Raw genomic sequence first — 23,167 nt, forward strand, 5'->3', positions numbered from 1 at the left:
GTCGGCCCCCGCGATCGGGCCCGTGTGTCGCCGCCCACCGGCGGTGATCCACCGCCCGAGGGGGCGCGCGAGGCGTCGGCCCCGGGGCAGCGCGCGTTCTCGCCCGCGTGTGCCGGGCGGGTGCGCCATGGCGCGCCCGGGGGCGGCCCCGAACGCGCCGGCCCGGACGGGTGCGCCCGCCACGCCGCGGCGCCGTCCCGGGGCCGGCGAATCCGCGAGGTCGTGGGCCGGTACGGGCGTGTCGTCGCACATCGGGCCGGTACCGGCCGGGCACGCGCGTTCGAGCCGGGCGGGTGTGGCGGCGTACCGGGCACGCGGGTGGCGGGCGAGCCGGTGGGCCGGATCCCGCTCCGCGGGTCGCGCGGGTCCGACCGTCGGCGGAACGATCCGGTCGGGGCCGCTCTCCTCGGCCACGCTCTCGTCGGTCACGGGGTATGGCACCTCCTCGATTGGGCCTCCCCTCACGGTGATGATCACTGCCGCCCCAGGTCAAGCACCGCCACGGCGACGCCACCCCTTCGAGGTGCGATCGACCAGTTCCCGGGCGGCCAGGACGTCGAGGTGGCGGCGGGTGGCGGCGGGCGCGACGCCGGCCTCGCGGGCGATCAGCGCGGTGGACAGCGTGTCGCGGATCGGCACCGTCTCCAGGATCCGGCGCGTCTCGGGCGCCAGGTCGTCCCCCGGCCGGACCGGACCGGACAACACCGGCGCGAGGTCGTCGCCGATCAGCCCCACCTCTTCGATCACCTCGGCCGCCCGGGTCACCAGCACCGATCCGGGCTCGCGCAGCAGCGCGTGCACCCCGGCCGAGCTCGGCGAGCCGATCGGCCCCGGCACGCCCATCACCCGGCGCCCCAGCCGCGCCGCCCGACGCGCGCTGATCAGCGCACCGCTGCGCAGCGCCGCCTCGACCACCACGGTGCCCCTGGTCAGCGCGGCGATCACCCGGTTGCGCTCGACGAAGCGGTACCGGGTCGGGTGCGCGCCCGGCGGCAGCTCGGTGACCAGCGTGCCCTCCTCGGCGATCCGGGCGAGCAGCCGCTCGTGGCCGCGCGGATAGTTCACGTCGATCCCGCACGCGAGCACCGCGACGGTACGCCCGGCCACCACCAGCGCGCCCCGGTGCGCGGCGGCGTCCACGCCGTAGGCGCCGCCGGAGACCACCGTCCAGCCCGCCTCGGCCAGGTCGGCTGCCAGGGTCGCGGCCACGTGCGCGCCGTAGTCGGTGCACGCCCGCGCGCCCACGACCGCGACCGAGCGCAGCGCGGCGAGCCGCAGCGGTGCCGCGCCGCGCACCCACAGGCCCAGCGGCCGGGCGTCCCCGAGGTCGTCGAGCTGGGTGGGCCAGCCCGGATCGCCCGGGACCACGAAGGCGCCGCCGAGCCCGGCGATCCGGTCCAGGTCCGCCCGCGGGTCGTGGCCGCCCAGCCGGACCCGGTAGCCGGCCGGATCCCGCCGGGCCAGCTCCACCGGCAGCGGTCCGGGCCCGCACAGGTCGCGCAGCAGCCGTGCGGCGCCGTGCCCGCGCACCGCGCGGCCGAACGCCGCGTCACCCGGCTCCACCAGGCGGGTCAGCGCGGCCCGGGCCACCCGCTCGTCCGCGACATCCGTGCCGATCGGGGCCGCCGGGGCCGTCGGGGCCGCCGGGACCGCCGGGGCTGCCCGGACCGCCCGGACCGCCGGGTCCGAGTCGCCCCACGGCAGCGGGTCCGGCCCGGTCACCGGGCGGGCCCGTCGTCGCCGGCCGAGTCGCCCCGGACGATCCCGGTCCGCAGCTCCAGGGCCGCGTCCACGTCGTCCCGGCCGGGCCGCTCGTGCCCGCGCAGATCGGCGACGGTCCACGCGACCCGCAGGACCCGATCCAGGCCCCGGGCGGTGAGCAGGCCGCGCTCCATGTCCCGGGCGGCCCGATCCAGCGCGTCCGGCTCGACGCTCCAGCGGGTGCGCAGCTCGCGTCCGGGCACTTCGGCGTTGAGCGACCACCCGCTCCCGGCCAGCCGCCGCGCGGCCCGCTCCCGGGCCACGAGCACCCGCGCGGCCACCACCGCGGACCGCTCCCCCGTCCCCTCCGGCGCGAACAGCTCGGCCCGGGAGACCGCGTCCACGGTGACCCGCACGTCGATCCGGTCCATCAGCGGCCCGGACAGCCGGGAGAGGTACTTGTGCCGCATCAGCACCGAGCACGTGCAGTCCAGGCCGCGCCCGGAGAACCGCCCGCACGGGCACGGGTTGGCCGCCATCACCAGCAGGAACCGCGCCGGGAAGCACAACATCCCGCCGCTGCGCGCGACGGTGACCGTGCCGGACTCCAGCGGCTGGCGCAGCGCGTCCAACACCCGCCCGCTGAACTCCGGGCTCTCGTCCAGGAAGAGCACGCCGCGGTGGGCCAGGGACACCGCGCCCGGGCGCGGCAGGCCGTTGCCGCCGCCCACGATGGCGGGCATCGTGGCGCTGTGGTGCGGCGCGCAGAACGGCGGCACGGTCACCAGCGGCAGGTCCGGGCGCAGGGTGCCGGCGATCGAGTGCACCGCGCTGACCTCGAGCGAGGCCGGACCGTCCAGCGCGGGCAGGATCCCGGGCAGCCGTTCGGCGAGCATCGTCTTGCCCGCTCCCGGGCTGCCGAGCAGGAACAGGTGGTGTCCGCCCGCCGCGCACACCTCCAGGGCCCGGCGGGCCCGGCCCTGTCCGGCGACGTCCGCCAGGTCGGCCGGCTCCGCACCGGCCGGCGCGGGACCGGCGGCCAGGGTGCCGACCACGGCCGGCGGGTCCGGGCCCAGGCGGATGTCGGCCACCGCCCGCTCCTCGACCGGCACCGGCTCGCCCCGCAGCAGCGCGAGCAGGTGCCGCAGCGAGGTCACCCCGCACACGGTGATCCCGGGCACCAATTCGGCCTCGCAGGCCACCACGGCGGGCACCACGACCCGCCCGCAGCCGGCCGCGGCGGCGGCCATCACCGCCGGCAGCACCCCGCGCACCGGCCGCAGGCGCCCGTCCAGGCCCAGTTCGCCGACCATCACCAGGTCCTCGATCGCGCGGGGGTCGAGCACGCCCGCCGCGGCCAGCACGGCGGCCGCGATCGGCAGGTCGAACCCGGAGCCGGTCTTGGGCACGGTCGCGGGCGACAGGCCCACCGTGAGCCGCCGCTGCGGCCACTCCTCGCCGCTGTTGACGAGCGCGGCGCGGACCCGCTCCTTCGACTCCACCAGGGTCTTGTCGGGCAGGCCCACCAGCGTGAAGGTGGTCACCCCCGGCTCCAGGTCGGCCTGTACCTCCACCACCACGCCGTCCACGCCGAGCAGGGTGACCGAGCGTGTGCGTGCGAAGCCCATGCTCAGCCCACCCCTCGGATGTGCTCGATCAGGGCCGCACCGCGCTCGGCCGGGACCACCGCGACCAGGTCGATGCGCACCTCGCGCCCCGGCGGGCCGCCGAGCGGATGGGCGAGCAGCCAGCGCTCCGCGAGCACCCGCAGCCGCCGCGCCTTGACCGCGCCGACCGCCTCCAACGGATGCTCGAAGCCGCCCGCGCGCCGGGTCTTGACCTCGCACACCACGAGCGTGGGCCCGTCCCGCGCGACGATGTCGATCTCGCCGTCACGACAGCGCCAGTTCCGGTCCAGGACGGCCATCCCGGTCTCGACCAGATATCGGGCGGCGACCCGTTCGCCGTACCGCCCCACGGCGGTGTTCCGCGACTGCCGGGCCGGCGCGCCCCGACTCCGCGCGCCCCCACGCGGCGCACCCCGGCCCCCCGCGCCCGGATCTCCCGCACGTGGGGTCCCGGCGCCCTGGTGTCCGGCGCCCTGGTCTCCCGCACCCCGGGGCTGTTCGCCCCGGTCCTCGCCGCCGGCCGCATCGGTCCGCACAACGACCACCTCCGGCCCCGACGGTGCCGGAACCGGAGGTGGTCGAGAGTCGTTCCGCGTCCGCCTGTGCACAACTCGGCCGCTGTGGACGCCGCCCTCGCGGGTGTGCGGGTTCGCTCAGCTACCGAACCCCTCGTTGCCCGCGGGCATCTCGAACTCGCTCTTGGTCAGTTCCTCGACGTTGACGTCCTTGAAGGTAAGGACTCGGACATTCTTCACGAATCGCGCAGGTCGATACATGTCCCACACCCACGCGTCCGCCATGGACAACTCGAAGAAGACCTCCCCGTCGGCCGACCTCACGTGCAGCTCGTACTGGTTGGTGAGGTAGAAGCGCCTTTCCGTCTCGATGACGTACTTGAAGAGACCCACGACGTCGCGGTACTCGCGGTAGAGCTGCAGCTCCATCTCGGTCTCGTACTTTTCGAGATCTTCCGCACTCATGCGCGCCCCTCGCTCCTGCGCTTCGCTGACGTCTCCCATTGTGTACCGGCGACCCGCGCGGCCACCGGCGCACCATGGCACAACCGTCCGGGAGCAGCCGTCCGGCCCGGATCCGCGGATCCCGGGCGCCTGGCGCGGCTCAGCCGTTCCAGCGCTCGAACGGCTCGTCGATCAATTCGCCGGCCAGGAAGGCCGGCAACAACTCGGGCAGTCGTCCCGGATAAAACCGTGCCTGGGCCGCCGCGATCTCGGCCGGCGTCCACCACACCGCCTCCTGGTACTCGGCCAATTCGTCGGCCGTCCAGAGCGACCGATCCTCGCAGACCTTCGGCGTACGCTCGGCGATCCGCACCAGCACCACGAACTCGTGCTGCACCCGCCGATGCCCCGGTCGCACCCAGGTCACACTCCGCCGCCAGGTGGGCGGGCCCACATCCGCGGGCGCGATCCGCAGGCCGGTCTCCTCCAGGATCTCCCGGACCGCCGCGTCCACGTAGCTCTCGCCGGGGTCCAGGCCGCCGCCCGGCAGGTCGTACCAGTGCTGCGGATCGGATTCGGGGACGTGGGTGCGAAAGAGCAGCACCCGATCCTCGGGGTCGAGCAGCACCACTCGCACGGCGCGGCGCTCCAGGTCGGGGGCCAGGTCGGCGGGGTAGTCCGGAACCGGCTCGGGCACGTCTCCGGGCCATGACACGGGTTGAGTCGTCATCCACGGATTGTGCCCCGAACGCGCGCGGCCGGGTCGCCCGGGAGAGGATTCCCGAGCGACCCGGCCGTGCGCGAGGGCCCGCGCTCAGGCGGGCGGCGCTCCCGAGGGATCGCGCGTGACCACGCGCGCGTCCGACGCGTCGTCCGCGCCGGCCCGACGGCGGCGCCGCCACAACACCAGCGGCACGGCCCCGATCAGCCCGGCCGCCATCGGTGTGCCGCCGATCACGTCGAGCCCGAGACCGGGCTGGTCGAACGTGCCCGGCACCCCGAGTCCGTGGATCCGGTTCAGCGGCCACACCACGGTGAACGCGCGCCCGATCACCTGGTCCTTGTCGACCGTCCCGTTGCCCGGCTGGTCCATGTGGTAGCGCGAGTCGGAGGAGTTGTCGCGGTTGTCGCCCATCAGCCAGATCCGACCCTTGGGCACGGTCACGTCGAACACCTTCGTCGACGGGGCCACGCCCTTCTTGAGGTACGAGCTCTCGTCCAAGGGCTTGCCGTTGACCATCAGGCGACCCTGCGCGTCACAACACTGCACGCGGTCGCCGCCGACCCCGATCACCCGCTTGATCAGGTCCTTCTCGTCCGCGGACGGCATCAGGCCGACCCAGGACATGCCCTTCTGCAATCCGCGCACCACCGCGTTGTCGGACTGCTTGGGGGCTTCCTGGAGCCAATTGCCCGGGTCGTGGAAGACCACGACCTGACCGCGCTCGGGCTCCGCGCCGAACCACGGCGAGAACTTGTTCACCAGCACCCGGTCGCCGACCTTGATGGTGTTCTCCATCGACTCCGAGGGAATCGAGAACGCCTGGACCAGGAAGGTCTTGATGAGCAGCGCCAGCACGATGGCGATCAGCAGCAGCAGCGGCAGTTCCCGCCAGAACGACCCCTTCTTCTTCCGCCGCTCGCCCGAGTCCGAGGCGCCCTCGCCGTCGCCGGAGCCCTGCGGCTCGTCCGATCCGCCGGAGCCGCCGAACCCGCCGGGACCGTCCGCGTCGGGCGGTGAACCCTCGCCCGGGCCGCCGCCGGGGGTGGGGGTGGGACCCGCCGGCGGGAAGATCGGCGCCGCGTCGGGGGCGGCGCCGTTTCCTGGTCGTTTCACCAGATCGGGCGACTGCGTCGACCCGTCCCCGCTCGTTGGTTGGGTCGGTGGCGCTCCGGGATCGTGCGGCGCGTCGGTCGGGTGCCGCTCGTGCGGCTCCCGCCCACGATCGTCGTCTCCACCAGCGGATCGCGCTCCGATCACGACTTCCCCCACGGCGCCTCCTCGTACCCGTGCAGGCCGGACGGCACCCGGTCGGGGCTGTCCACCGGCTGCCCACAGCTCTGTCTTGATGATTTCCGACCCGTGCCGCGCACGTCGCCGGGTCGATGTCGACCCCAAGGGTCCGGCATGCGCCGGCGCGAGCGTACACGTCGGCGTAGCAGGACCATCGGAACCGCACCCACCATTCCCATAACGACCGGGGTGGACGGGAGGATCGCAACCGACAGGGCTTTGTTCCCGAACGTCTCCGGAACGGGCAACCGATGCGCCCGGCCGAACGGCCAGGCCACCACGAAGGCCCGACCGACCACATCACCCTCCGGGATCGTGCCCTGATAGGGCCGATCCATATGTGCCCGCGAGTCGGCCGAATCACCGCGATGGTCGCCCATCACCCACAACCGACCCTTGGGCACGGTCACACTGAACCTTTTCTCCGAGGGCGCGTTGCCCTTGAACAGGTAGGGCTCGTCCAGCGGGACGCCGTTGACGGTGATCCGGCCGGAGGGGTCACAGCAGGCCACCGTGTCGCCGCCGACCCCGATCACCCGCTTGATCAGGTCCTGTTCGTCGTCCGAGGGGAGCATCCCGACGAACACCAGGCCCTGCTTGACCTGCTTGAGTCCCGGCGGCGGATCGTCCGAGTTCTTCTTGCCCAACCACCCGCCCGGGTCCCGGAAGACCACCACCTCGCCGCGTTCGGGGGTCCACCCGAACCAGGGCGAGAACTTGTCCACCAGCACCCGGTCGCCGACGTCGATGGTGTGCTCCATCGACCCGGACGGGATGTAGAACGCCTGCACCAGGAACGTCTTGATGAGCAGCGCGAGCGCGAGCGCGATCACCGCCAACATCGGCAACTCGCGCCACAGCGGAACCACCTTGTCCTTGCGCCGCGAACGCCGGCCGCGGCGGCGGCGTTTGGGCCTGCCCGTCTCCACCGACCGCGCCGCGGGGGCCGGGGGGCCCGGGGGCGTCGCGGCCGGCGGTTCGGCCTCGCCGAGCACCACCGCGCCGGCCGACCCCGGGGGCGGTGCGGCGGCGCCGGTGGCGTCCCGGCCCGCGCTCGGCCCGGACGGGCCGGCGGCGCGGGCGCCCTTGGGTTTGCCGCGCTTACCCACGACGGTCGAAGTCCGACCGCTCGAACGTCTTCGGCCGGTCCGTGCCCTGGATCCGGCCGAACGGCCAGATGATCCACTGCGCGCGCCCGATCACCCGGCTCTCGGGCACCATGCCGCCGCCGGGCTCGCCGAGGTGATCGCGCGAGTCGGCCGAGTTGCTGCGGTGGTCGCCCATGACCCACAGCTTGCCCTTGGGCACCTCGGCTTCGAAGGGGAAGTCCGAGGGCTTGTCGCCCGGATGCAGGTAGTCGCCCTCGTCCAGCGGCACCCCGTTGACGGTGATCCGACCCTGCGCGTCGCAACACTTGACCACGTCGCCGCCGATCCCGATCACCCGCTTCACGAAGTCGTTGTCGTCCGGGTTCGTGAAGCCGAACACGCCCCCGAGCTTGCGCAGCGCACCGGTCACCGGGTTGGGCTTGTCGGTGTCCTCGGGGGTGAACGAACCGCGCCCGTCGAAGACGATCATGTCGCCGCGCCGGATGTCGCCGAACTCGTAGGCCAGCTTGTTGACCAGGACCCGGTCGCCGACCTGCAACGTGTTCTCCATCGAACCGCTGGGGATCACGAACGGCTGGGCCACCCACGAGTTCACCGCGAGCACCACCACCATCGCGACCGCGACCAGCAGCGGCAGTTCGACCCACGCGGGCATCCGCCGCCGGACCGGCGCGGGCGGCGCGTCCTCGTCCTCCGCGTCGGCATCGGCATCGGCGGACTCGTCCCGCCGCACCGCCGGATCGGCGTCGGAGTCGGCGTCGCGATCGGCCTCGGCGTCGGTGTCCGCGACCGGATCCGCGCCGAGGTCGGCGAGCGCCCCGGGCCCCGGGTCCGCGGCCGGTCCCCGAACCGGGTCCGCGGGCGAATCCTTCGCCGGGTGCGGGGACTTGACCGCCTCCGCGACCGTGGCGACCGCCCCCTCGGGCCCGCTCCCGCCGCCGTCCGTGCTCCGTGCCCGATCCGAGACACGCGAAGGCCGCGCCTCCACGACCTCGGTGGACGAGGTACCGGCGGATTCCTCCGCCGTGGAGGCACGGCCTTTGCTCTGCTCTGCGTCGTCCATCACGAACGAGCCTAGCGTCCGGGTCACCTCGACACGGTCGAGGCACCCCGGGTGGAACGTACGGGTCAGCGGCCCGGACGGTCCGTGCGCTTCTCCTTGATCTTCGCGGCCTTGCCGCGCAGGTCACGCATGTAGTAGAGCTTCGCGCGACGGACCGCGCCGCGGGTGACCAGCTCGATCTTCTCGATCACCGGGGTGTGCACCGGGAAGGTGCGCTCCACGCCGACGCCGTAGCTGACCTTGCGGACCGTGAAGGTCTCGCGGACGCCGTCGCCCTGGCGACGCAGCACGAAGCCCTGGAAGACCTGGACGCGGGACTTGTTGCCTTCGATGACTCGCACGTGCACCTTGAGGGTGTCACCGGGACGGAAGTCCGGGACGTCGTCCCGCAGGGATGCGGCATCGATGTGGTCGAGCTTGTTCATCTCGCGTCGCTTTCTCGTGGGTGCCACAGGTCACCCACGGGTTTCGTGGTCACAGGTGTGGGGTCGCCGCTCCCGAGTGGCGCTCCCCCTGTGGCAGGGGTGCCGTCCGGCTCCCGGGGAACCCGGTCCGGATCGGGACATGGCAACAGCGTCTCAGTCTGCCACAGGTGCCTCGGCCGGCTGAAACCGACCGTCCCGCTCGACCCAGCCGAGCTCGGCGAGGGTGGCCCGGTCCTTCTTGTCCACCGCCGCCGGATCGATCCTGGCGATCAGGTCGGGCCGGTGCGCCGCGGTCCGGCGCAGCGCCTCGTCCCGCCGCCACCGGGCGATCGCGCCGTGGTTCCCGGACACCGTGATCGGCGGCACCTCGCGGCCGCGCCACTGCGCGGGCTTGGTGTACACCGGCCCCTCGAGCAGGTTGGCCATCGCGCCGGGCGCGAACGAGTCGTCCCGGTGCGACTCGGCGTTGCCGAGCACGCCGGGCAGCAGCCGGGCCACCGCCTCGACCATGACCAGCACGGCCACCTCGCCGCCGGCGAGCACGTAGTCGCCGATGGACACCTCGTCCACCCGCATCCGGGTCGCCGCCTCGTCCAACACCCGCCGGTCGATGCCCTCGTACCGGGCGGGCGCGAACAGCAGCCACGGCTCGTCGGCCAATTCGACCGCGAGGTCCTGGGTGAACGGGCGTCCGGACGGGGTCGGCACGATCATCCGCGGCACGGCGCCGGCCTCGCCGCGGCCCCGCTCCAGCACCGCGTCCAGCGCGAGCCCCCACGGCTCGGGCTTCATCACCATGCCGGGGCCGCCGCCGTACGGGCTGTCGTCGACGGTCTTGTGCACGTCGAAGGTCCAGTCCCGCAACTGGTGCAGGTGTACGTCGATGAGTCCCTTGGCGCACGCCTTGCCGACCAGGGAGACGTCCAGCGGCGCGAGGTACTCGGGGAAGATCGTGACGACGTCGATCCTCACGAGGGGTCCTGCTCCGACTCCGACGCGGCCCCCGGCTCCGGCTTGGGGTCGGGCGCCGGCTTCGCCGCGGCCCGGGCCGCCTTCGCCTCGGCCCGCTCGGCGGCCGTGAGCTTCTTCGGCTTGGTCTTCCTCGGCTCGCGCTCGCCCGGCTCGGCCTCGCCCGCCTCCGGGTCCGGCACCGCGAGCACGGCGTTCTCCGCGTCCAGCAGACCCGGCGGCGGGGTGATCACCGCGCGCTGGTTCTCCAGGTCGATCTCCGGGACGATCTGGTGCACGAACGGGATCATCACCTCGCGCCCGTCCGAGCGGCGGACCATGAGCAGGTCCTGCGACGGCAGGTGCACGACCTCGGTCAGCTCGCCCACCGCCTCGCCGTCGGCGGTGAACACGTCGAGTCCCACGAGCTGGTGGTCGTAGTACTCCTCCGGGTCCTCGGGGAGTTCCTCGGGGTCGACCTCGGCGATCAGCAGGGTGTTGCGCAGCGCCTCGGCCTCGCTGCGGGTGGTCACGCCCTCGATGCTCAGCAGCAGCCGGCCGCTGTGCACCCGGCCGTCGGCGATGGTCAGCGGGCCGACCGAGGGAGGGTCCGTCATCAGCACCGCGCCGGGCGCGAGCCGCAGTTCCGGCTCGTCGGTACGGACCTCGACGGTCACCTGGCCCTTGATGCCGTGTGCCTTGCCGATACGGCCGACCACAAGCTGCACCTGCGACTCCTCAATCTCTGCCCGATGGGACCGATGGGACCTCATGCCCGGGGCAGGAGGGAAAAACGCCGGGAAGGCGGAAATGCCAAGAAGCCGCCCGGCGGAGGATTCCGCCGGGCAGCTCCCGGTTGGACGTGATGTCCGGGTACGTCAGCGAACCTGGTCGACGTCGACGAGGTCGACGCGGACTCCTCGGCCGCCGAGCGCGGTCACGACGGTGCGCAGCGCACGCGCGGTGCGACCCCCTCGGCCGATGACCTTCCCGAGGTCTTCGGGATGCACCCGAACCTCGAGAATGCGGCCGCGGCGAAGATTACGCGCCCGTACCTTGACCTCGTCCGGATGCTCGACGATGCCCTTGACCAAATGTTCGAGGGCTTCCTCGAGCATGGTCAGCCCTCGTCAGCGGCGGTCTCGGCGGCGGCTTCGCCCTCGGCGGCCGGAGTCTCGGTCTCGGCGGCGGCCTCGACCTTCTTCTCCTTCTTGGCCTTCGGCGTGGTGGCGCCGTCCTTGGGCTCGTCCATCGCCTCACGGGCGGCGGCCTCGAAGAGCGACTTCTTGTCGGCCTTCTCCGCGGCGACGAGCAGCGGGGCCGGGGCCGGCAGACCCTTGTGCTTCTGCCAGTCGCCGGTGAGCTTGAGAATGTGCGCGACCGGCTCGGTCGGCTGCGCGCCGACACCCAGCCAGTAGAGCGCCCGCTCGGAGTCGACCTCGATGCGCGAGGGGTTCTCCATCGGGTGGTAGATACCGATCTCCTCGATCGCCCGACCGTCACGCTTGGTGCGGGCGTCGGCGACGACGATGCGGTAGTGGGGCGAACGGATCTTGCCCAGGCGCTTCAGCTTGATCTTGACTGCCACGAGAGTGGTGTCTCCTGCATCTTGACGTGGGTGAACAGCCGGCGTTCACGTGGGGACATGAGGCTCGGCTGATCGTGGACACGGTAAGCATGCGGAGAGAGGGTCCGGCAATGCCCCGGGTACTCAGCTCGCCATTCTGCCAGACTTCCCGGCCCCGACCAAAGCCGGGCACCGATTCGGCCGGTCGAGGGCCGCGCGGCTTTTAGAATGCAAGCCGCATCGCCCTTCTCCCTCTTCTTCTAGTCGTTAGGTCGCCACGGTCTCATGCGTTGGTCCGAACTGTACGTACCCACCCTCCGCCAGGACCCCGCCGACGCCGACGCGGTCAGCCACCGTCTGCTCGTGCGCGCGGGGTACATCCGCCAGCTCATGGCCGGCCACTACTCGCTGCTGCCGCTCGCGGTGCGGGTGCGGGCGAAGGTGATCACGATCATCCGCGAGGAGATGAGCCGGATCGGCTCGCAGGAGATGGTCCTGCCGACCATGCACCCGGCCGAGATCTGGCAGAAGAGCGGCCGCTGGGAGGTCATGGGCGACGAGATGTTCCGGCTCAAGGACCGCAAGGGCTCGGACCTGGCGCTGGGCATGACGCACGAGGAGATCTTCACCACCCTCGCGCACGAGCTCAGCTCCTACCGCGACCTGCCGCAGACCTGGTACCAGTTCCAGACCAAGTTCCGCGACGAGCCGCGCCCCAAGAGCGGGCTGATCCGGGTGCGCGAGTTCACCATGAAGGACTCGTACAGCTTCGACCTGGACGCCGAGGGGCTGGACCGCTCGTTCGAGGCGCACCGGCAGGCGTACGTGCGGATCTTCCAGCGGCTGGGCATCCCGGCGATCGCGGTGCAGGCGTCCAGCGGCACCATGGGCGGCAGCGGTTCGACCGAGTTCATGTGCCCGTCGACGGCCGGCGAGGACCTCGTCGTGCACTGTCCGAACTGCGACTACGCGGCCAACGTCGAGAAGGCGACCTCGCGGCTCGCCGAGATCGAGGACGGCGCCGGGCTCGACGCGCCGGAGCGGTTCGACACCCCCGGCATCAAGACCATCGAGAACCTGACCAAGGCGCACGGCGTGCCGGCCGACCGGCAGATCAAGACGCTGGTCTACATGGTCGGCGGCCGGCTCACCCTGGCCCTGCTGCGCGGCGACCACGCGTTGGTCGAGCAGAAGCTGATCGACACCACCGGCTCCACCGACGTGCGCCCGGCCACCGCGGACGAGATCAAGGCCGCGCTCGGCGCGTACCCGGGCAGCCTGGGCGGGGTCGGCGTGAGCGACCTGCCGATCCTGGCCGACGAGGCGCTGCGTGGTCGTCGGGACATGGTGACCGGCGCCAACGTCGACAAGGTGCACGTGCGCGGCGTGGACGTCGAGCGGGACATCGCCGTGGGCACCTGGGCCGACCTGCGCGAGGTGGTGGCCGGCGAGCCGTGCCCCGCGTGCGGCACCGGCCTGGAGGTCGAGCAGACCGTCGAGATCGGCCACATCTTCAAGCTCGGCTACAAGTACACCCAGGCGCTGGGCGTGAACGTGCTGGGCGCGGACGGCGAGCGGGTCACCCCGATCATGGGCAGCTACGGCATCGGCGTCGAGCGGGCGATGGCCGCGGTCGTGGAGACGCACCACGACAAGAACGGCATCGTCTGGCCGGTCGCGGTGGCGCCGTTCGAGGTCGCGGTCGCGCTGCTGGACGTGGAAGACGAGAAGTCGCGCGTCACCGCGGAGGAGATCTACACCGAGTTGGTCCGGCAGCGGGTGGACACGATCCTGGACGACCGCGCCGAGCGTCCCGGGGTGAAGTTCAAGGACATCGAGCTGGTCGGCATCCCGTTCCGGGTCACCGTCGGCGCGCGCAGCCTGGCCGAGGGCAATGTGGAGATCGTCTCGCGCGCGAGCGGCGAGAAGGCGCTGATCCCGGTCGCCGAGGCGGTCGAGTACGTCCGCAAGCTGGTCCTCGACGCGAGCTGACCGCGTTCCGCGTCGTGCGAGCGCCCCCCGCCGGTCGACCCGGCGGGGGCGCTCGCGCCCGCGGGTACGGCGTCGCGCCCGGATCTCATCGCGGTGCCGGGACGCCCCCGCCGGCCGCGCGGGTGGGCTTCTCGTCGATCGGGACGGCCCAGCGGGCGATCTCCTCGACGTGCACCGTGTTGGTGCCGAACGTGCCCGGGGTGAGCGCGTAGGTGAGTTCGCCGATGTCCACCGCGCCGGCCACCGACACCGGACCGCCCGGGCAGGTGCCGGTGACCGCGAAGTTGGTCGGGCTCGCGGGGGCGTCCAGGACGTGCCCGGACCACATCGCGGTGCCCTCGTCGTCGATCTCCACGGCGTCCTCCACGACCTTGACGATCACGTCGGGGAAGAGCCGCAGGGTGATCTGTCGGGGGGTCGGGGCCGGCACCCGGCACAGGAAGTCGAAGTCCTTCGGCGACACGGTCATCGGCCCCTCGCGCAACACCCACGGTCGGGCCGGATCCGGCCCGACCGCCGACTCGCCGAGCAGCGTCGCCCCGGCCGGCCACGCCCCGCTCGGCGACGCGATCGCGCAGAAACCCGCCATCAGGGCACCGAGCAACCGTCGAGAAGTAGTCATGCCCCGATCAACGACCGACCCCGGCCGTCGTTATCGTCCGGCGCGTCGTCCGGCACGGGCGGCCGTGCCCGACGCCCCGCCGACCGCCGCGCGCCTCAGCCGAGCCCGAGTCGGGCGCACTCCGCCGCGAGTTCGGCCGTGCACACCTCGCGCGGATCCACCGTCCCGGCGAGCAGGGGCAACACCTCCTTGAGGTTGGCCCGGGTCAGCGCGACCGGCGCGAGTGCCACCGTCGGCACCTGGGTCGTGCCGTTGTCGCGGGCGGCGTCCACCCGGGACAACGCTTCGCCCCGGCCCAGCGAGATCGCCATCTCGGCGGCGGCCTCGGCCTCCGGCCCGCCGGGCTTGAGCACCGAGACGGTCTGGGTGCCCGCGATGATCCGGCGCAGCGTGGCCGGGTCCGGATCCTGTCCGGTCAGCGGCACGGCCGGCGCGACGCCGGCGGCGGTCAGGCCGCGGAGCGCGCCCGCGGCCATCGTGTCGTCCGCCGCGTAGACCCCGATCACCCGCGTCGGCCCGCCGAGCGCGGTCAGCGCGTCCGCGATCACCTGCTGGGCCCGGTTTCCGTCGGGGTCCTCGAGGTCGTACTCGCGCCCGATCGTCACCTCGCCGTCGAGCACGGCGTGTGCGCCGCGCTTGATCTCGTTCCCGGCCCGGTCCCCCGCGCGGCCGTTGAGCATCACGATCGAGCCCCGTCGCGGTCCGCCCGCCGCGCGCACCGCGTCGAGCAGCGCCTGCGCCTGGAGTCGGCCCACCGCCCGGAAGTCGAACGAGACGTGTCCGGCCACGGGACCCGCGGCCAACTTGTCGATGGAGACCACCGGGATGTCGTGCTCCCGGGCCCTGGTCACCGCCGACGCCGTGTCCTTGGGGTCCACCGGACCCAGGACCAGCACCCGGACCCCGGCCGAGATCATCGCGTCGATCTGCGCGCGCTGCACGTCCGGTCGCCGGCGGGCGTGCTCGAACCGCACCGCGCAGCCGGGACACAGTTGTCGGATCCGCGCCTCGAACGCCGGTCGCACACGTGCCCCGGCCCGATCGTCGGGCAGCAGCAGGCCGATCCGGAACGCGGTGGGCGTGTTCGCGGTGCTCCGCGTGCCGCCCCCGAACCCGCGCCACACCAGCAGCCCGGCCGTCAGCGCGACCGCGACGGCCACCGCGACCACCACCGCGTATCGCGGGCGGGTCGGGGGCAGTCGATGGCTTCCGCCCCGTGCCGCGCCGAGCGCACGCGGGGCGAGCGCCGCGGCCGGTTCGACCGCGCCCGGCACCTCGTCCGCCGCCTCGCCGAGCGCCGCGTCCGTCGCGCGCCGCGGCAGCGCGTCCCGAGCCGGCTCGGCGCCGACCCGGGTCGGCCCGAATCCGACCGAGTCGCCGGTGTCCTCGACCGCCGGGTCGGCGAGCCCCGCGCCCGCCGGGTCCGCGGTCGCCTCGACCGCCGGGACGGCCGTCTCCCGGCCCGCCGAGTCGGCGAAGCCCTCGGCGGGCGGCGGATCCGGCGCGCCCTCGGCGTCCAGCGCGCGCCCCGCGATCCGCAGCAGCGCGTGCGCGAGCGGCGCCGGCAACCAGCCGCCCGGCAGGTCCTCCTCCGTCCGGGTCGGCACCAGCGCGCGGGCCCGGGTGGGCGTCGGCCGGCGGCTCGGATCCTTGTCCAGGCAGGCCCGCAACAGCGGCAAAAACGCCTCCGGGGCGTCCTCCAGGTCCGGATCGCGGCCGGTCAGGTTGGCCAACAGGACCGGCCAGGGCCCGGATCCGAACGGCAGTCGTCCGGTGGCCGCGTAGGCCAGCACCGCCCCGTAGGAGAAGACGTCGCTGGCCGGCCCGACATCGGCCCGCTCGAACTGCTCGGGCGACATGAACCCGAGCGTGCCGAGCGTGTGCCCGGTGCGGGTCAGCGCGGTCGCCCCGTCCAGCAGCGCGATGCCGAAGTCGATCACGATCGGGCCGTCGACCGCGAGCAGCACGTTCGCCGGCTTCAGGTCCCGGTGCACCAGGCCCACCGCGTGCATCGCGACCAGCGCGTCGGCCAGACCGCGGGCCACCGCGGCGAGCGTGTGCGCGGGCAGCGGGCCGAACGTGCCGACCGCCTCGCCGAGCGCCATCCCGGGGATGTACGCGGTGGCCAGCCACGGCACCTCGGCGTACGCGTCGGCGGCCACGACCGGTGCGGTGAACGCGCCCCGCACCCGGCCCGCGGCCTCCACCTCGCGAGCGAAGCGCTGCCGGAACGCGTCCTCGTCGTCCAGGAGTTCGACCCGCACCCGCTTGACCGCCACGGTCCGCCCGGCGGGCCCCCGGCCGAGGTACACCTGCCCCATGCCGCCGCTCCCGAGCCGGCCGAGCAACCGGAACGGCCCCACCCGACGCGGATCGTCGGTGCGCAATGCGTCCACTGGGTTCCCCCGTCATCGACTCCGGCCGCCGATCCCACCCGGCGGCCGCGGGCAAGATCCCACGCACGCCACACCCCGCGTGCACGGCTGCACCCAATCGTTGCCGAACCCGACCCCGCCACGCAGGCACACCGCACGGATGAGGCCGCCCGCGTACCCGACGCGCACCGTGCGTACACCGTGCGCGCCGAGAATCGGCCGGGTTCAGCGCAGCGTGAGTTCGGTGGGCTTCTTCGGTTGGGCCGGGTCGAAGAGGTCGAGCAGGGCGGCCGCCCGCTCCGGCGTGCCGGTGGTGGTCGCCGCGTCCCCGCCGGCCAGCGCGCCGCGCAGGTCGGTGCGACCCAGGTGCAGGGACTCCACGGTCTCGCGCGGGAGTTCGAGGACCACCTCGGCATCCGCCGGGATCTCGCGCAGGAAGCGGGCGACACCCCGGTGGATGTGCAGCGCGACCTCCTCCTCGCCGTGCACGCCGCCGCGGACCCGCCAGCCCAGCACGGCGTCCACCTCCAGCGCCTCCTCGGCGCGCAGCCGGGTCGTGTACAACTCGATCAGCCACGCCGCCGGGATCCGGGCGACCAGGTCCCGGGGCGCGAAGATCGCCGCGAAGTTGATCAGCGGCAGGATCGGCTGGATCCGGTCCTCCAGCTCGTCCGCGCTGGTCAGGTACCAGTTCCGCCAGTTGATGTTGAGCTGCGCGTAGCCGAGCCGGCGAAACGCGGCGGCCTTGACCGAGCGCGCGTCCGCGTCCTCGCGGTCGATCCGGGTCAGGTGCGTGGCCAACTCGGCCGCCCACTGGTACTCGCCCGCCGTGTACGCCTGCCCCGCCGCCGCCAGCACCCGCTCCCGGCCGCCCATCAACTCCACCGTCCGGCGCGCGTATTCGGCTCGGGGCAGCGGATCCAGGTCCACCGGGTCGCCGCCGAACCAGCCCAGGTAGCCGAAGAAGATCTGCCGCACGGTGTGCTTGACCGTGCCGTAGTACTCCCGCGCGTAGGGCGCGTACGAGGCCAGGTGCTCGGGCAGTTCGACGGTCTCGGCCAACTCGTCCGGGGTCAGCCCCTCGTTCATCCGGCGCACGGTCTGGTCGTGGATGTACTGGATGCAGTCCCGCTCCACGCCCAGCACCTCGGCGACCTTCGCCGCGCCGGACACCGGCTGTCCGTGGCTGGGGATCAGGTGCGCGGCCCGGTGGGCGCGCAGCGCGTCGATGCTGCGCACCCACTGCATCGGGTCGCGGTAGCGACAACCGCGCAGGGTGTGGATGTTCGGCAGGGTCGGCCCCTGGATGGTGTCGCCGCACAGCAGGACGTCGCTGTCCGGGAGGTACACGCTGATCGCGTCGTCGGTCTCGCCGGGGTTGTGGAACAACCGCAGCCGCACCCCCGCGACCTCGGTCTCCAACTCGTCGCCCACCAGCACCGTGGGCATCACGAACGACGGCGTGCCGACCCCCGCGTGCGGACCGACCGCGTCGTTGACGCCCTCGGTGTCCGAGGGGCCGAGCAGGTTGCCCAGCGAGTACACCGAACGCAGGCCCATGATGTGCAGCGCGGGCCCGGACTGGTCGGTCAGCGCGGCCAGGAAGGTCCGGTGCGCGTACACGTCCACGTCCGGCGTCGCGGCCCAGTGGCTCAGCCCGTTGACGTGATCGGGGTGGTGGTGGGTGACCACCACGGCCCGGACCGGCGCCCGCGGATCGTCCAGGTGCGGGCGTACCTCCGCCTCGATCACCGCGGCCAGGTCCGCGCCGCTGCCGGTGTCGACCACCACCAGGCCGTCGGGGCCCTCGATCACCGTCGCGTTGGCCGAGGACCAGCCCACGGCGACGTGTACATGCTCGGCCACGGTGTACACCCGCTTGGCGAAGTGCGCGGTGTGGGCGGCGAGTTCGGGATGAACGGCAGGCTCGACCTCGTACGTCATGGCCGGGCAGCCTGCCACGTCCGGCCCTACGAGGGAAGAATCGCCTTCTCCGCCCCGGGCCATTCCTCCGCGGTCAGCGCGAACCGTTCGTGGTCGCGCCACGCGTCGTTGAGGAAGAGCATGCGCGGCGTGAAGCCCTCGTAACGAAAGCCCATCCGCCGCGCCAGCGCGATCGAATTCTCGTTCCCCGGCTGGACGTTGATCTCCAACCGGTGCAGCCCGAAGCCGTCCGCGGCGAACACCCGGTCGATCACCAGGGCGAGCGCCTCGGTCATCCGCCCGGTGCCCGCGTACGGCTTGTAGGCGTCGTAGCCGAGCGAGGCGTTGCAAAACCGCGAGCGCACGATGTTCGACACGTTGATCCGGCCGGCGAGCGCCCGGTCGGCGATGTCCACCGCGAGGAAGGTGCGGAAGGTGTCGCTCTGCCGGCGGATCAGGTCCGGCAGGTCGTCCGGGTCGGACGGGTTCCAGCGCGCGATGTGGTCGGAGCGGCGGATCGCCTCGGCGGAGGCCGCCGCGTCCGACGCCCGCGGCGCCCGGATGCCCACCCGGCAGCCGGGCACGGTGTACAGATCCGGCGTCCCGACCATCCGCGTCCCCTTCTCGTCCTCGCCGACCGTTCCCCGGGCCAACCCCGGGGCACGGTCGGGCCGCGTCGCCTCCGACCCTACTTCTGGCCCGGAGGCAGGAAGTTCTTGAACTCCTCGGGCAGTTCGAAGTCGGCCGCGCCGCCCGCGCCGCCGGCCGGCAGGCCGAACGGATTCGCCGCGCGCTCCTCGCGCCGGGCCGCCTCGGCCGCCGCCTCCTGCTTGCGCTTCATCGGGTTGCCCGACTGGCGCTTGCCCTTGGCCTGCTTGGGCGCCTTGCCCTTCTTCTTGCCGGCGCCGCCGCCCATGCCCGGCATCCCGGGCATGCCCGGCATGCCGCCGCCCTTGGCCATCTGGCCCATCATCTTGCGGGCCTCGACGAACCGCTCGATCAGGTTGTTGACCGCGTTGACCTCGGTACCGGCACCCTTGGCGATCCGGGCCCGGCGCGAGCCGTTGAGGATCTTCACGTCGGCCCGCTCGGCCGGCGTCATCGACTTGATGATCGCCGCGACCCGGTCCAGGTCGCGGTCGTCGATGTTGTCGATCTGGTCCTTCATCGCGCCCATGCCGGGCAGCATGCCGAGCAGCTTCGAGATCGAGCCGAGCTTCTTGACCTGCTCCATCTGCTGGAGGAAGTCCTCCAGCGTGAAGTTGTTGCCGCCGCCGTGCAGCTTCTCGGCGGCCTTGAGCGCGAGGTCCTGGTCGTACTTGGCCTCGGCCATCTCGATCAGGCTGAGCATGTCGCCCATGCCCAGGATGCGCGAGGCCATCCGGTCCGGGTGGAAGGCGTCGAACTCGTCGAGCTTCTCGCCGCTGGAGGCGAACATGATCTGCCGGCCGGTCACCGACGCGACCGACAGCGCCGCACCACCGCGCGCGTCGCCGTCGAGCTTGGAGAGCACCACGCCGTCGAAGCCGACGCCGTCGAGGAAGGCCTGCGCGGTGACCACCGCGTCCTGGCCGATCATCGCGTCGACGACGAACAGGATCTCGTCCGGCTTGACCGCGTCCCGGATGTCCGCGGCCTGCCGCATCATCTCGGCGTCGATGCCCAGGCGACCGGCGGTGTCGACCACGACCACGTCGTACTGCTTGGTCTTGGCGAACTCGATCGAGTCGCGGGCGACCTTGACCGGGTCGCCGACGCCGTTGCCGGGCTCGGGCGCGTAGACCGCGACACCGGCCCGCTGGGCGACCACGGAGAGCTGGTTGACCGCGTTCGGGCGCTGCAGGTCGCAGGCCACCAGGAGCGGCTGGTGCTTCTGCTCCTTGAGCCACTTGCCGAGCTTGCCCGCCAGGGTGGTCTTGCCCGCGCCCTGGAGGCCGGCGAGCATGATCACCGTGGGGCCGGTCTTGGCGAAGCGCAGTCGCCGGGTCTCGCCGCCGAGGATCCCGACGAGCTCCTCGTTGACGATCTTGACGATCTGCTGGGCCGGGTTGAGCGCACCCGACACCTCGGCGCCCCGGGCGCGCTCCTTGACGCGTCCGATGAACTCGCGGACCACCGGGAGGGCCACGTCGGCCTCGAGGAGGGCGACGCGGATCTCGCGCGCGGTGGCGTCGATGTCGGCTTCGGAGAGCCGCCCCTTGCCGCGAAGGTTCTTGAAGGTCGCTGCGAGGCGGTCGGAGAGAGTGTCGAACACGTCGGCAGAGGTCCTTCGTCAGATACGGGTGGTGTCGGGCCCAGCCTAACCGCCCGCCGAGCGGTCGTGGCGGGGGCACGCGTCCCGGCTTGGCCCGCCGGCCCCGGGAGCGGCGCCCCGCGCCGCCTCGCCGCTCACCCGGCCAGCGTCTTCTCCAACGTCCTGGCCAGGCTCCGGGCCTCGCCGGCGGCCAGCGGCCGGCCGTTCGGGGCGACCACGTAGAAGGCGTCCACGGCTTCCGCGCCGTGGGTGCCCACCCGGGCCTGACGCACACTCACCCGGGCGTCGGCGAGCGCCTTGCCGATCCGGTGCAGCAGTCCGGGGCTGTCGTGCGCGCGCACCTCCAGGACGGTCGCGCTCTCGGACGCGTCCGCGATCACCTCCACCCGGGCGGGCGCCCGGGTGGTGCCGCGCCGAGGTGGGTACGCCGCCTCGCGCTTGGCCAGCCGGGCGGCCACGTCCAGGCCGCCGGCCAGGGCCTTGCGCACGTCCTCGCGCAGCGCGGCCGGGTCGGGCAGCCGGCCGAACTCGGTCTCCACCGTCCACACCGTGATGCCCAGCTCGTCGACCACGTCGATCGCGGCCGAGCGCACGGTGAGCCGGTGCAGGGCCAGCACCCCGGCGGCGAGCGCCATCAGGCCGACCCGGTCGGCCGCCGCGATGGTCACCTCCGCGCCGAAGGGCAGCGGTTCCAGGCGGACCACCGGGAGTTCGCCCAGGACGTCGGTGGTGACGGTCCGCTCGGGCACCGCCGGGGCCGGTCGGCCGGCGAACACCGCCCTGGTCCGGGCGACGAGGTCCCGGACCAGGGCGTCCCGCCACTCGCTCCACGCGGCGGGTCCGGTGGCGGCGGCGTCGGCCTCGGTGAGCGCGTGGAGCAGTTCGAGGGTTTCCACGCCGCCCACCGCCTCGGCGAACGCCGCCACCGTGGTCGGATCGTCCAGGTCGCGCCGGGTCGCGGTGTCCACCAGCAGCAGGTGGTGGCGCACCAGGGTGCCCAGTACGTCCACGTCGTCCTTGGCGAAGCCCATCCGCGCGGCCGCCTCCCGCGCGATCACCTCGCCGCTCACGCTGTGGTCGCCCGGCCAGCCCTTGCCGATGTCGTGCAGCAGCGCGGCCACCAGCAGCAGGTCGGGCCGGGCCACCCGCCGGGTGCGCGCGGAGGCCTCGACCGCGGTCTCGATCAGGTGCCGGTCGACGGTGAAGCGGTGCACCGCGTTGCGCTGCGGGCGACAGCGCACCCGTTCCCAGTCCGGCAGCAGCCGGGTGATCAGCCGCTTGGACTCCAGCGCCTCCCAGACCGGCAACACGTCGCGCCCGGCGCCCAGCAGCGCCACGAACGCCTCGCGCGCGGCGGGCGGCCACGGATCGGCCAGCGGCGGGCACTCGAGCTCCAGCCGGTCCACGGTGTGCCGGGACAGCGGCAGGCCGGCCTGTGCGGCGGCCGCGGCGGCGCGCAGCAGCAGCACCGGGTCCCGGGCCGGCTGCGCGGCCTGGGCCAGCACCGCCTCGCCGGCGTACTCGACCACGCCCTCGGCCAGCGGCGTGCGCGCGGACACCCCGGCCCGGGCCCGGCGCAGCCGACGCACCCCCGAGCCCGCCTCGCGCGCCGCGAGCACCCGGGAGACCTCGCGCCAGGTCACGTCGCCCGCGTAGGTCAGCGCCCGCGCCGCCTCGGAGACCCGGCGCAACAGCGTGTCCGCGTCAAGCAGCCCCAGCCGCCGGGCGACCGCGTCCTGCTCCTGGAGCAGCAGCCGGTCCGAACCGCGCCCGGTGACCAGGTGCAGCGCGTCCCGCACGTCCAGGAGCGTGGCCCGCGCGGTGTTCACCTCCTCGTGCGGCGCGTCCGCGATCCACGAGGCCGAGATCGCCCGCAGCGCGGTGGCGTCGCGCAGGCCGCCCCGGGCCTCCTTGAGGTCGGGTTCGAGCAGGAAGGCCACCTCGCCGTGCCGCGCAGCGCGCTCGTCGCAGGACGCGAGCAGTTCGGGCAGCCGCTTGACCGCGGCCGCGCGCCACGCGGTGAACATCGACGTGCGCAGCGCGGCGGTCAGGTCGGCGTCTCCCGCGACGTGCCGGATGTCGAGCAGGCCGGTCTGCACCCGCAGGTCCTCGGCGGCGGCCCGGCGGGCCTCGTCGGGGGTGCGCACCGAGTGGTCCAGGGCGACGCCGGCGTCCCACACCGGGTACCAGATCGCGTCGGCGAGCTCGCCGACCCCGCCCCGGCCCTCGTGCAGCAGCACCACGTCCAGGTCGCTGCCGGGCGACAATTCGCGCCGGCCGTAGCCGCCGACCGCGACCAGCGAGACGCCCCGCGCGGGCGCGCCCGCGCCGGTGAACAGCTCGGTCAGCCAGCGATCCGACAGCGCGCCCAGCGCCTGTCTGCGGGCCGCCCCGGTGGGGCCGGCGGGATCGGCCAGGAGATCGTCCCTGGCCCGGGTGTAGCGCGAGGTGGGGGTCGGTTGCATGGGGCCTGCTCCCTCGTTCACACGCGCCGGCCGAAGCGTGCCGCGGCCTGAACCGGGGCACGGCGGCCGAGCACCGCGAGCGGTCGACGCGAAGGCCGATGGCCGGACCCGTCCCCGAGGAC

The 23,167-nt window shown here is 73.5% G+C and carries 20 protein-coding genes; 1 reads left to right on the forward strand and 19 read right to left on the reverse strand.

The genetic code is table 11. From position 1 onward, the window contains the following. Positions 1-489: 489 nt before the first annotated feature. The 13 genes from dprA to rpsP form a co-directional block, all read right to left on the reverse strand. Positions 490-1,722 (reverse strand): DNA-processing protein DprA, encoded by a 1,233-nt coding sequence (gene dprA / locus ACWCPW_RS30040; RefSeq protein ID WP_449764708.1) that lies wholly within the window; start codon positions 1,720-1,722, stop codon positions 490-492. After that, positions 1,719-3,329, reverse strand: a complete 1,611-nt coding sequence (locus ACWCPW_RS30045) for a YifB family Mg chelatase-like AAA ATPase (RefSeq protein WP_449764709.1) — start codon at positions 3,327-3,329, stop codon at positions 1,719-1,721. The genes dprA and ACWCPW_RS30045 overlap by 4 nt, the downstream gene beginning before the upstream one ends. Positions 3,330-3,331: 2 nt before the next feature. Continuing rightward, positions 3,332-3,679: a YraN family protein gene (locus ACWCPW_RS30050; RefSeq protein ID WP_449764710.1), complete on the reverse strand. Its 348-nt coding sequence runs from the start codon at positions 3,677-3,679 to the stop codon at positions 3,332-3,334. A gap of 303 nt (positions 3,680-3,982) precedes the next feature. Then, positions 3,983-4,309 carry a DUF2469 domain-containing protein gene (locus tag ACWCPW_RS30055; protein WP_406282178.1) on the reverse strand — a complete coding sequence of 109 codons (327 nt, stop codon included), beginning with the start codon at positions 4,307-4,309 and terminating at the stop codon, positions 3,983-3,985. Between the two features lie 139 nt (positions 4,310-4,448). Beyond that, positions 4,449-5,018 (reverse strand): NUDIX hydrolase, encoded by a 570-nt coding sequence (locus tag ACWCPW_RS30060; protein ID WP_449764711.1) that lies wholly within the window; start codon positions 5,016-5,018, stop codon positions 4,449-4,451. 84 nt (positions 5,019-5,102) lie between these two features. After that, entirely contained in the window at positions 5,103-6,125 is a 1,023-nt protein-coding gene (lepB, locus tag ACWCPW_RS30065) for a signal peptidase I (RefSeq protein ID WP_449764712.1), read from the reverse strand. A 140-nt stretch (positions 6,126-6,265) separates the two neighbouring features. Continuing rightward, the gene (gene lepB / locus ACWCPW_RS30070; protein ID WP_449764713.1) at positions 6,266-7,411 is read right to left on the reverse strand and encodes a signal peptidase I; all 1,146 of its coding nucleotides are present in this window, start codon (positions 7,409-7,411) and stop codon (positions 6,266-6,268) included. After that, entirely contained in the window at positions 7,404-8,474 is a 1,071-nt protein-coding gene (gene lepB / locus ACWCPW_RS30075; RefSeq protein WP_449764714.1) for a signal peptidase I, read from the reverse strand. Before lepB (ACWCPW_RS30075) ends, lepB (ACWCPW_RS30070) begins: the two co-directional genes overlap by 8 nt. Positions 8,475-8,539: 65 nt before the next feature. Continuing rightward, positions 8,540-8,899 carry a 50S ribosomal protein L19 gene (gene rplS, locus ACWCPW_RS30080; protein ID WP_020553234.1) on the reverse strand — a complete coding sequence of 120 codons (360 nt, stop codon included), beginning with the start codon at positions 8,897-8,899 and terminating at the stop codon, positions 8,540-8,542. A 153-nt stretch (positions 8,900-9,052) separates the two neighbouring features. After that, positions 9,053-9,871 (reverse strand): tRNA (guanosine(37)-N1)-methyltransferase TrmD, encoded by an 819-nt coding sequence (gene trmD / locus ACWCPW_RS30085; RefSeq protein ID WP_449764715.1) that lies wholly within the window; start codon positions 9,869-9,871, stop codon positions 9,053-9,055. Further along, a complete protein-coding gene (gene rimM / locus ACWCPW_RS30090; protein WP_449764716.1) occupies positions 9,868-10,575 on the reverse strand; it encodes a ribosome maturation factor RimM in 708 nt (235 codons plus the stop codon). Before rimM ends, trmD begins: the two co-directional genes overlap by 4 nt. Before the next feature lie 150 nt (positions 10,576-10,725). Next, positions 10,726-10,965, reverse strand: coding sequence for an RNA-binding protein (locus tag ACWCPW_RS30095; protein WP_020553237.1), 240 nt, complete (start codon positions 10,963-10,965; stop codon positions 10,726-10,728). A 2-nt stretch (positions 10,966-10,967) separates the two neighbouring features. Next, positions 10,968-11,435 (reverse strand): 30S ribosomal protein S16, encoded by a 468-nt coding sequence (gene rpsP, locus ACWCPW_RS30100; protein WP_360310613.1) that lies wholly within the window; start codon positions 11,433-11,435, stop codon positions 10,968-10,970. 264 nt (positions 11,436-11,699) lie between these two features. Here rpsP and ACWCPW_RS30105 point away from each other — a divergent pair, with 264 nt between their 5' ends. Beyond that, positions 11,700-13,406 (forward strand): proline--tRNA ligase, encoded by a 1,707-nt coding sequence (locus ACWCPW_RS30105; protein WP_449764717.1) that lies wholly within the window; start codon positions 11,700-11,702, stop codon positions 13,404-13,406. A gap of 85 nt (positions 13,407-13,491) precedes the next feature. Here ACWCPW_RS30105 and ACWCPW_RS30110 read toward each other — a convergent pair whose 3' ends face one another. The 6 genes from ACWCPW_RS30110 to ACWCPW_RS30135 form a co-directional block, all read right to left on the reverse strand. Next, entirely contained in the window at positions 13,492-14,028 is a 537-nt protein-coding gene (locus ACWCPW_RS30110; protein ID WP_449764718.1) for a hypothetical protein, read from the reverse strand. Between the two features lie 95 nt (positions 14,029-14,123). Then, positions 14,124-16,424 (reverse strand): bifunctional serine/threonine-protein kinase/ABC transporter substrate-binding protein, encoded by a 2,301-nt coding sequence (locus tag ACWCPW_RS30115; protein WP_449764719.1) that lies wholly within the window; start codon positions 16,422-16,424, stop codon positions 14,124-14,126. Positions 16,425-16,628: 204 nt separating this feature from the next. Continuing rightward, on the reverse strand, positions 16,629-18,347 hold the full coding sequence (locus ACWCPW_RS30120; RefSeq protein ID WP_449764720.1) for an alkyl sulfatase dimerization domain-containing protein: 1,719 nt from the start codon (positions 18,345-18,347) through the stop codon (positions 16,629-16,631). A gap of 26 nt (positions 18,348-18,373) precedes the next feature. Continuing rightward, on the reverse strand, positions 18,374-18,937 hold the full coding sequence (locus ACWCPW_RS30125) for a GNAT family N-acetyltransferase (RefSeq protein WP_449764721.1): 564 nt from the start codon (positions 18,935-18,937) through the stop codon (positions 18,374-18,376). A 77-nt stretch (positions 18,938-19,014) separates the two neighbouring features. After that, positions 19,015-20,580, reverse strand: a complete 1,566-nt coding sequence (gene ffh / locus ACWCPW_RS30130) for a signal recognition particle protein (protein WP_406298616.1) — start codon at positions 20,578-20,580, stop codon at positions 19,015-19,017. A 134-nt stretch (positions 20,581-20,714) separates the two neighbouring features. After that, on the reverse strand, positions 20,715-23,045 hold the full coding sequence (locus ACWCPW_RS30135) for a [protein-PII] uridylyltransferase (protein WP_449764722.1): 2,331 nt from the start codon (positions 23,043-23,045) through the stop codon (positions 20,715-20,717). Positions 23,046-23,167: the final 122 nt, after the last annotated feature.

The organism is Embleya sp. NPDC001921, assembly GCF_053594475.1.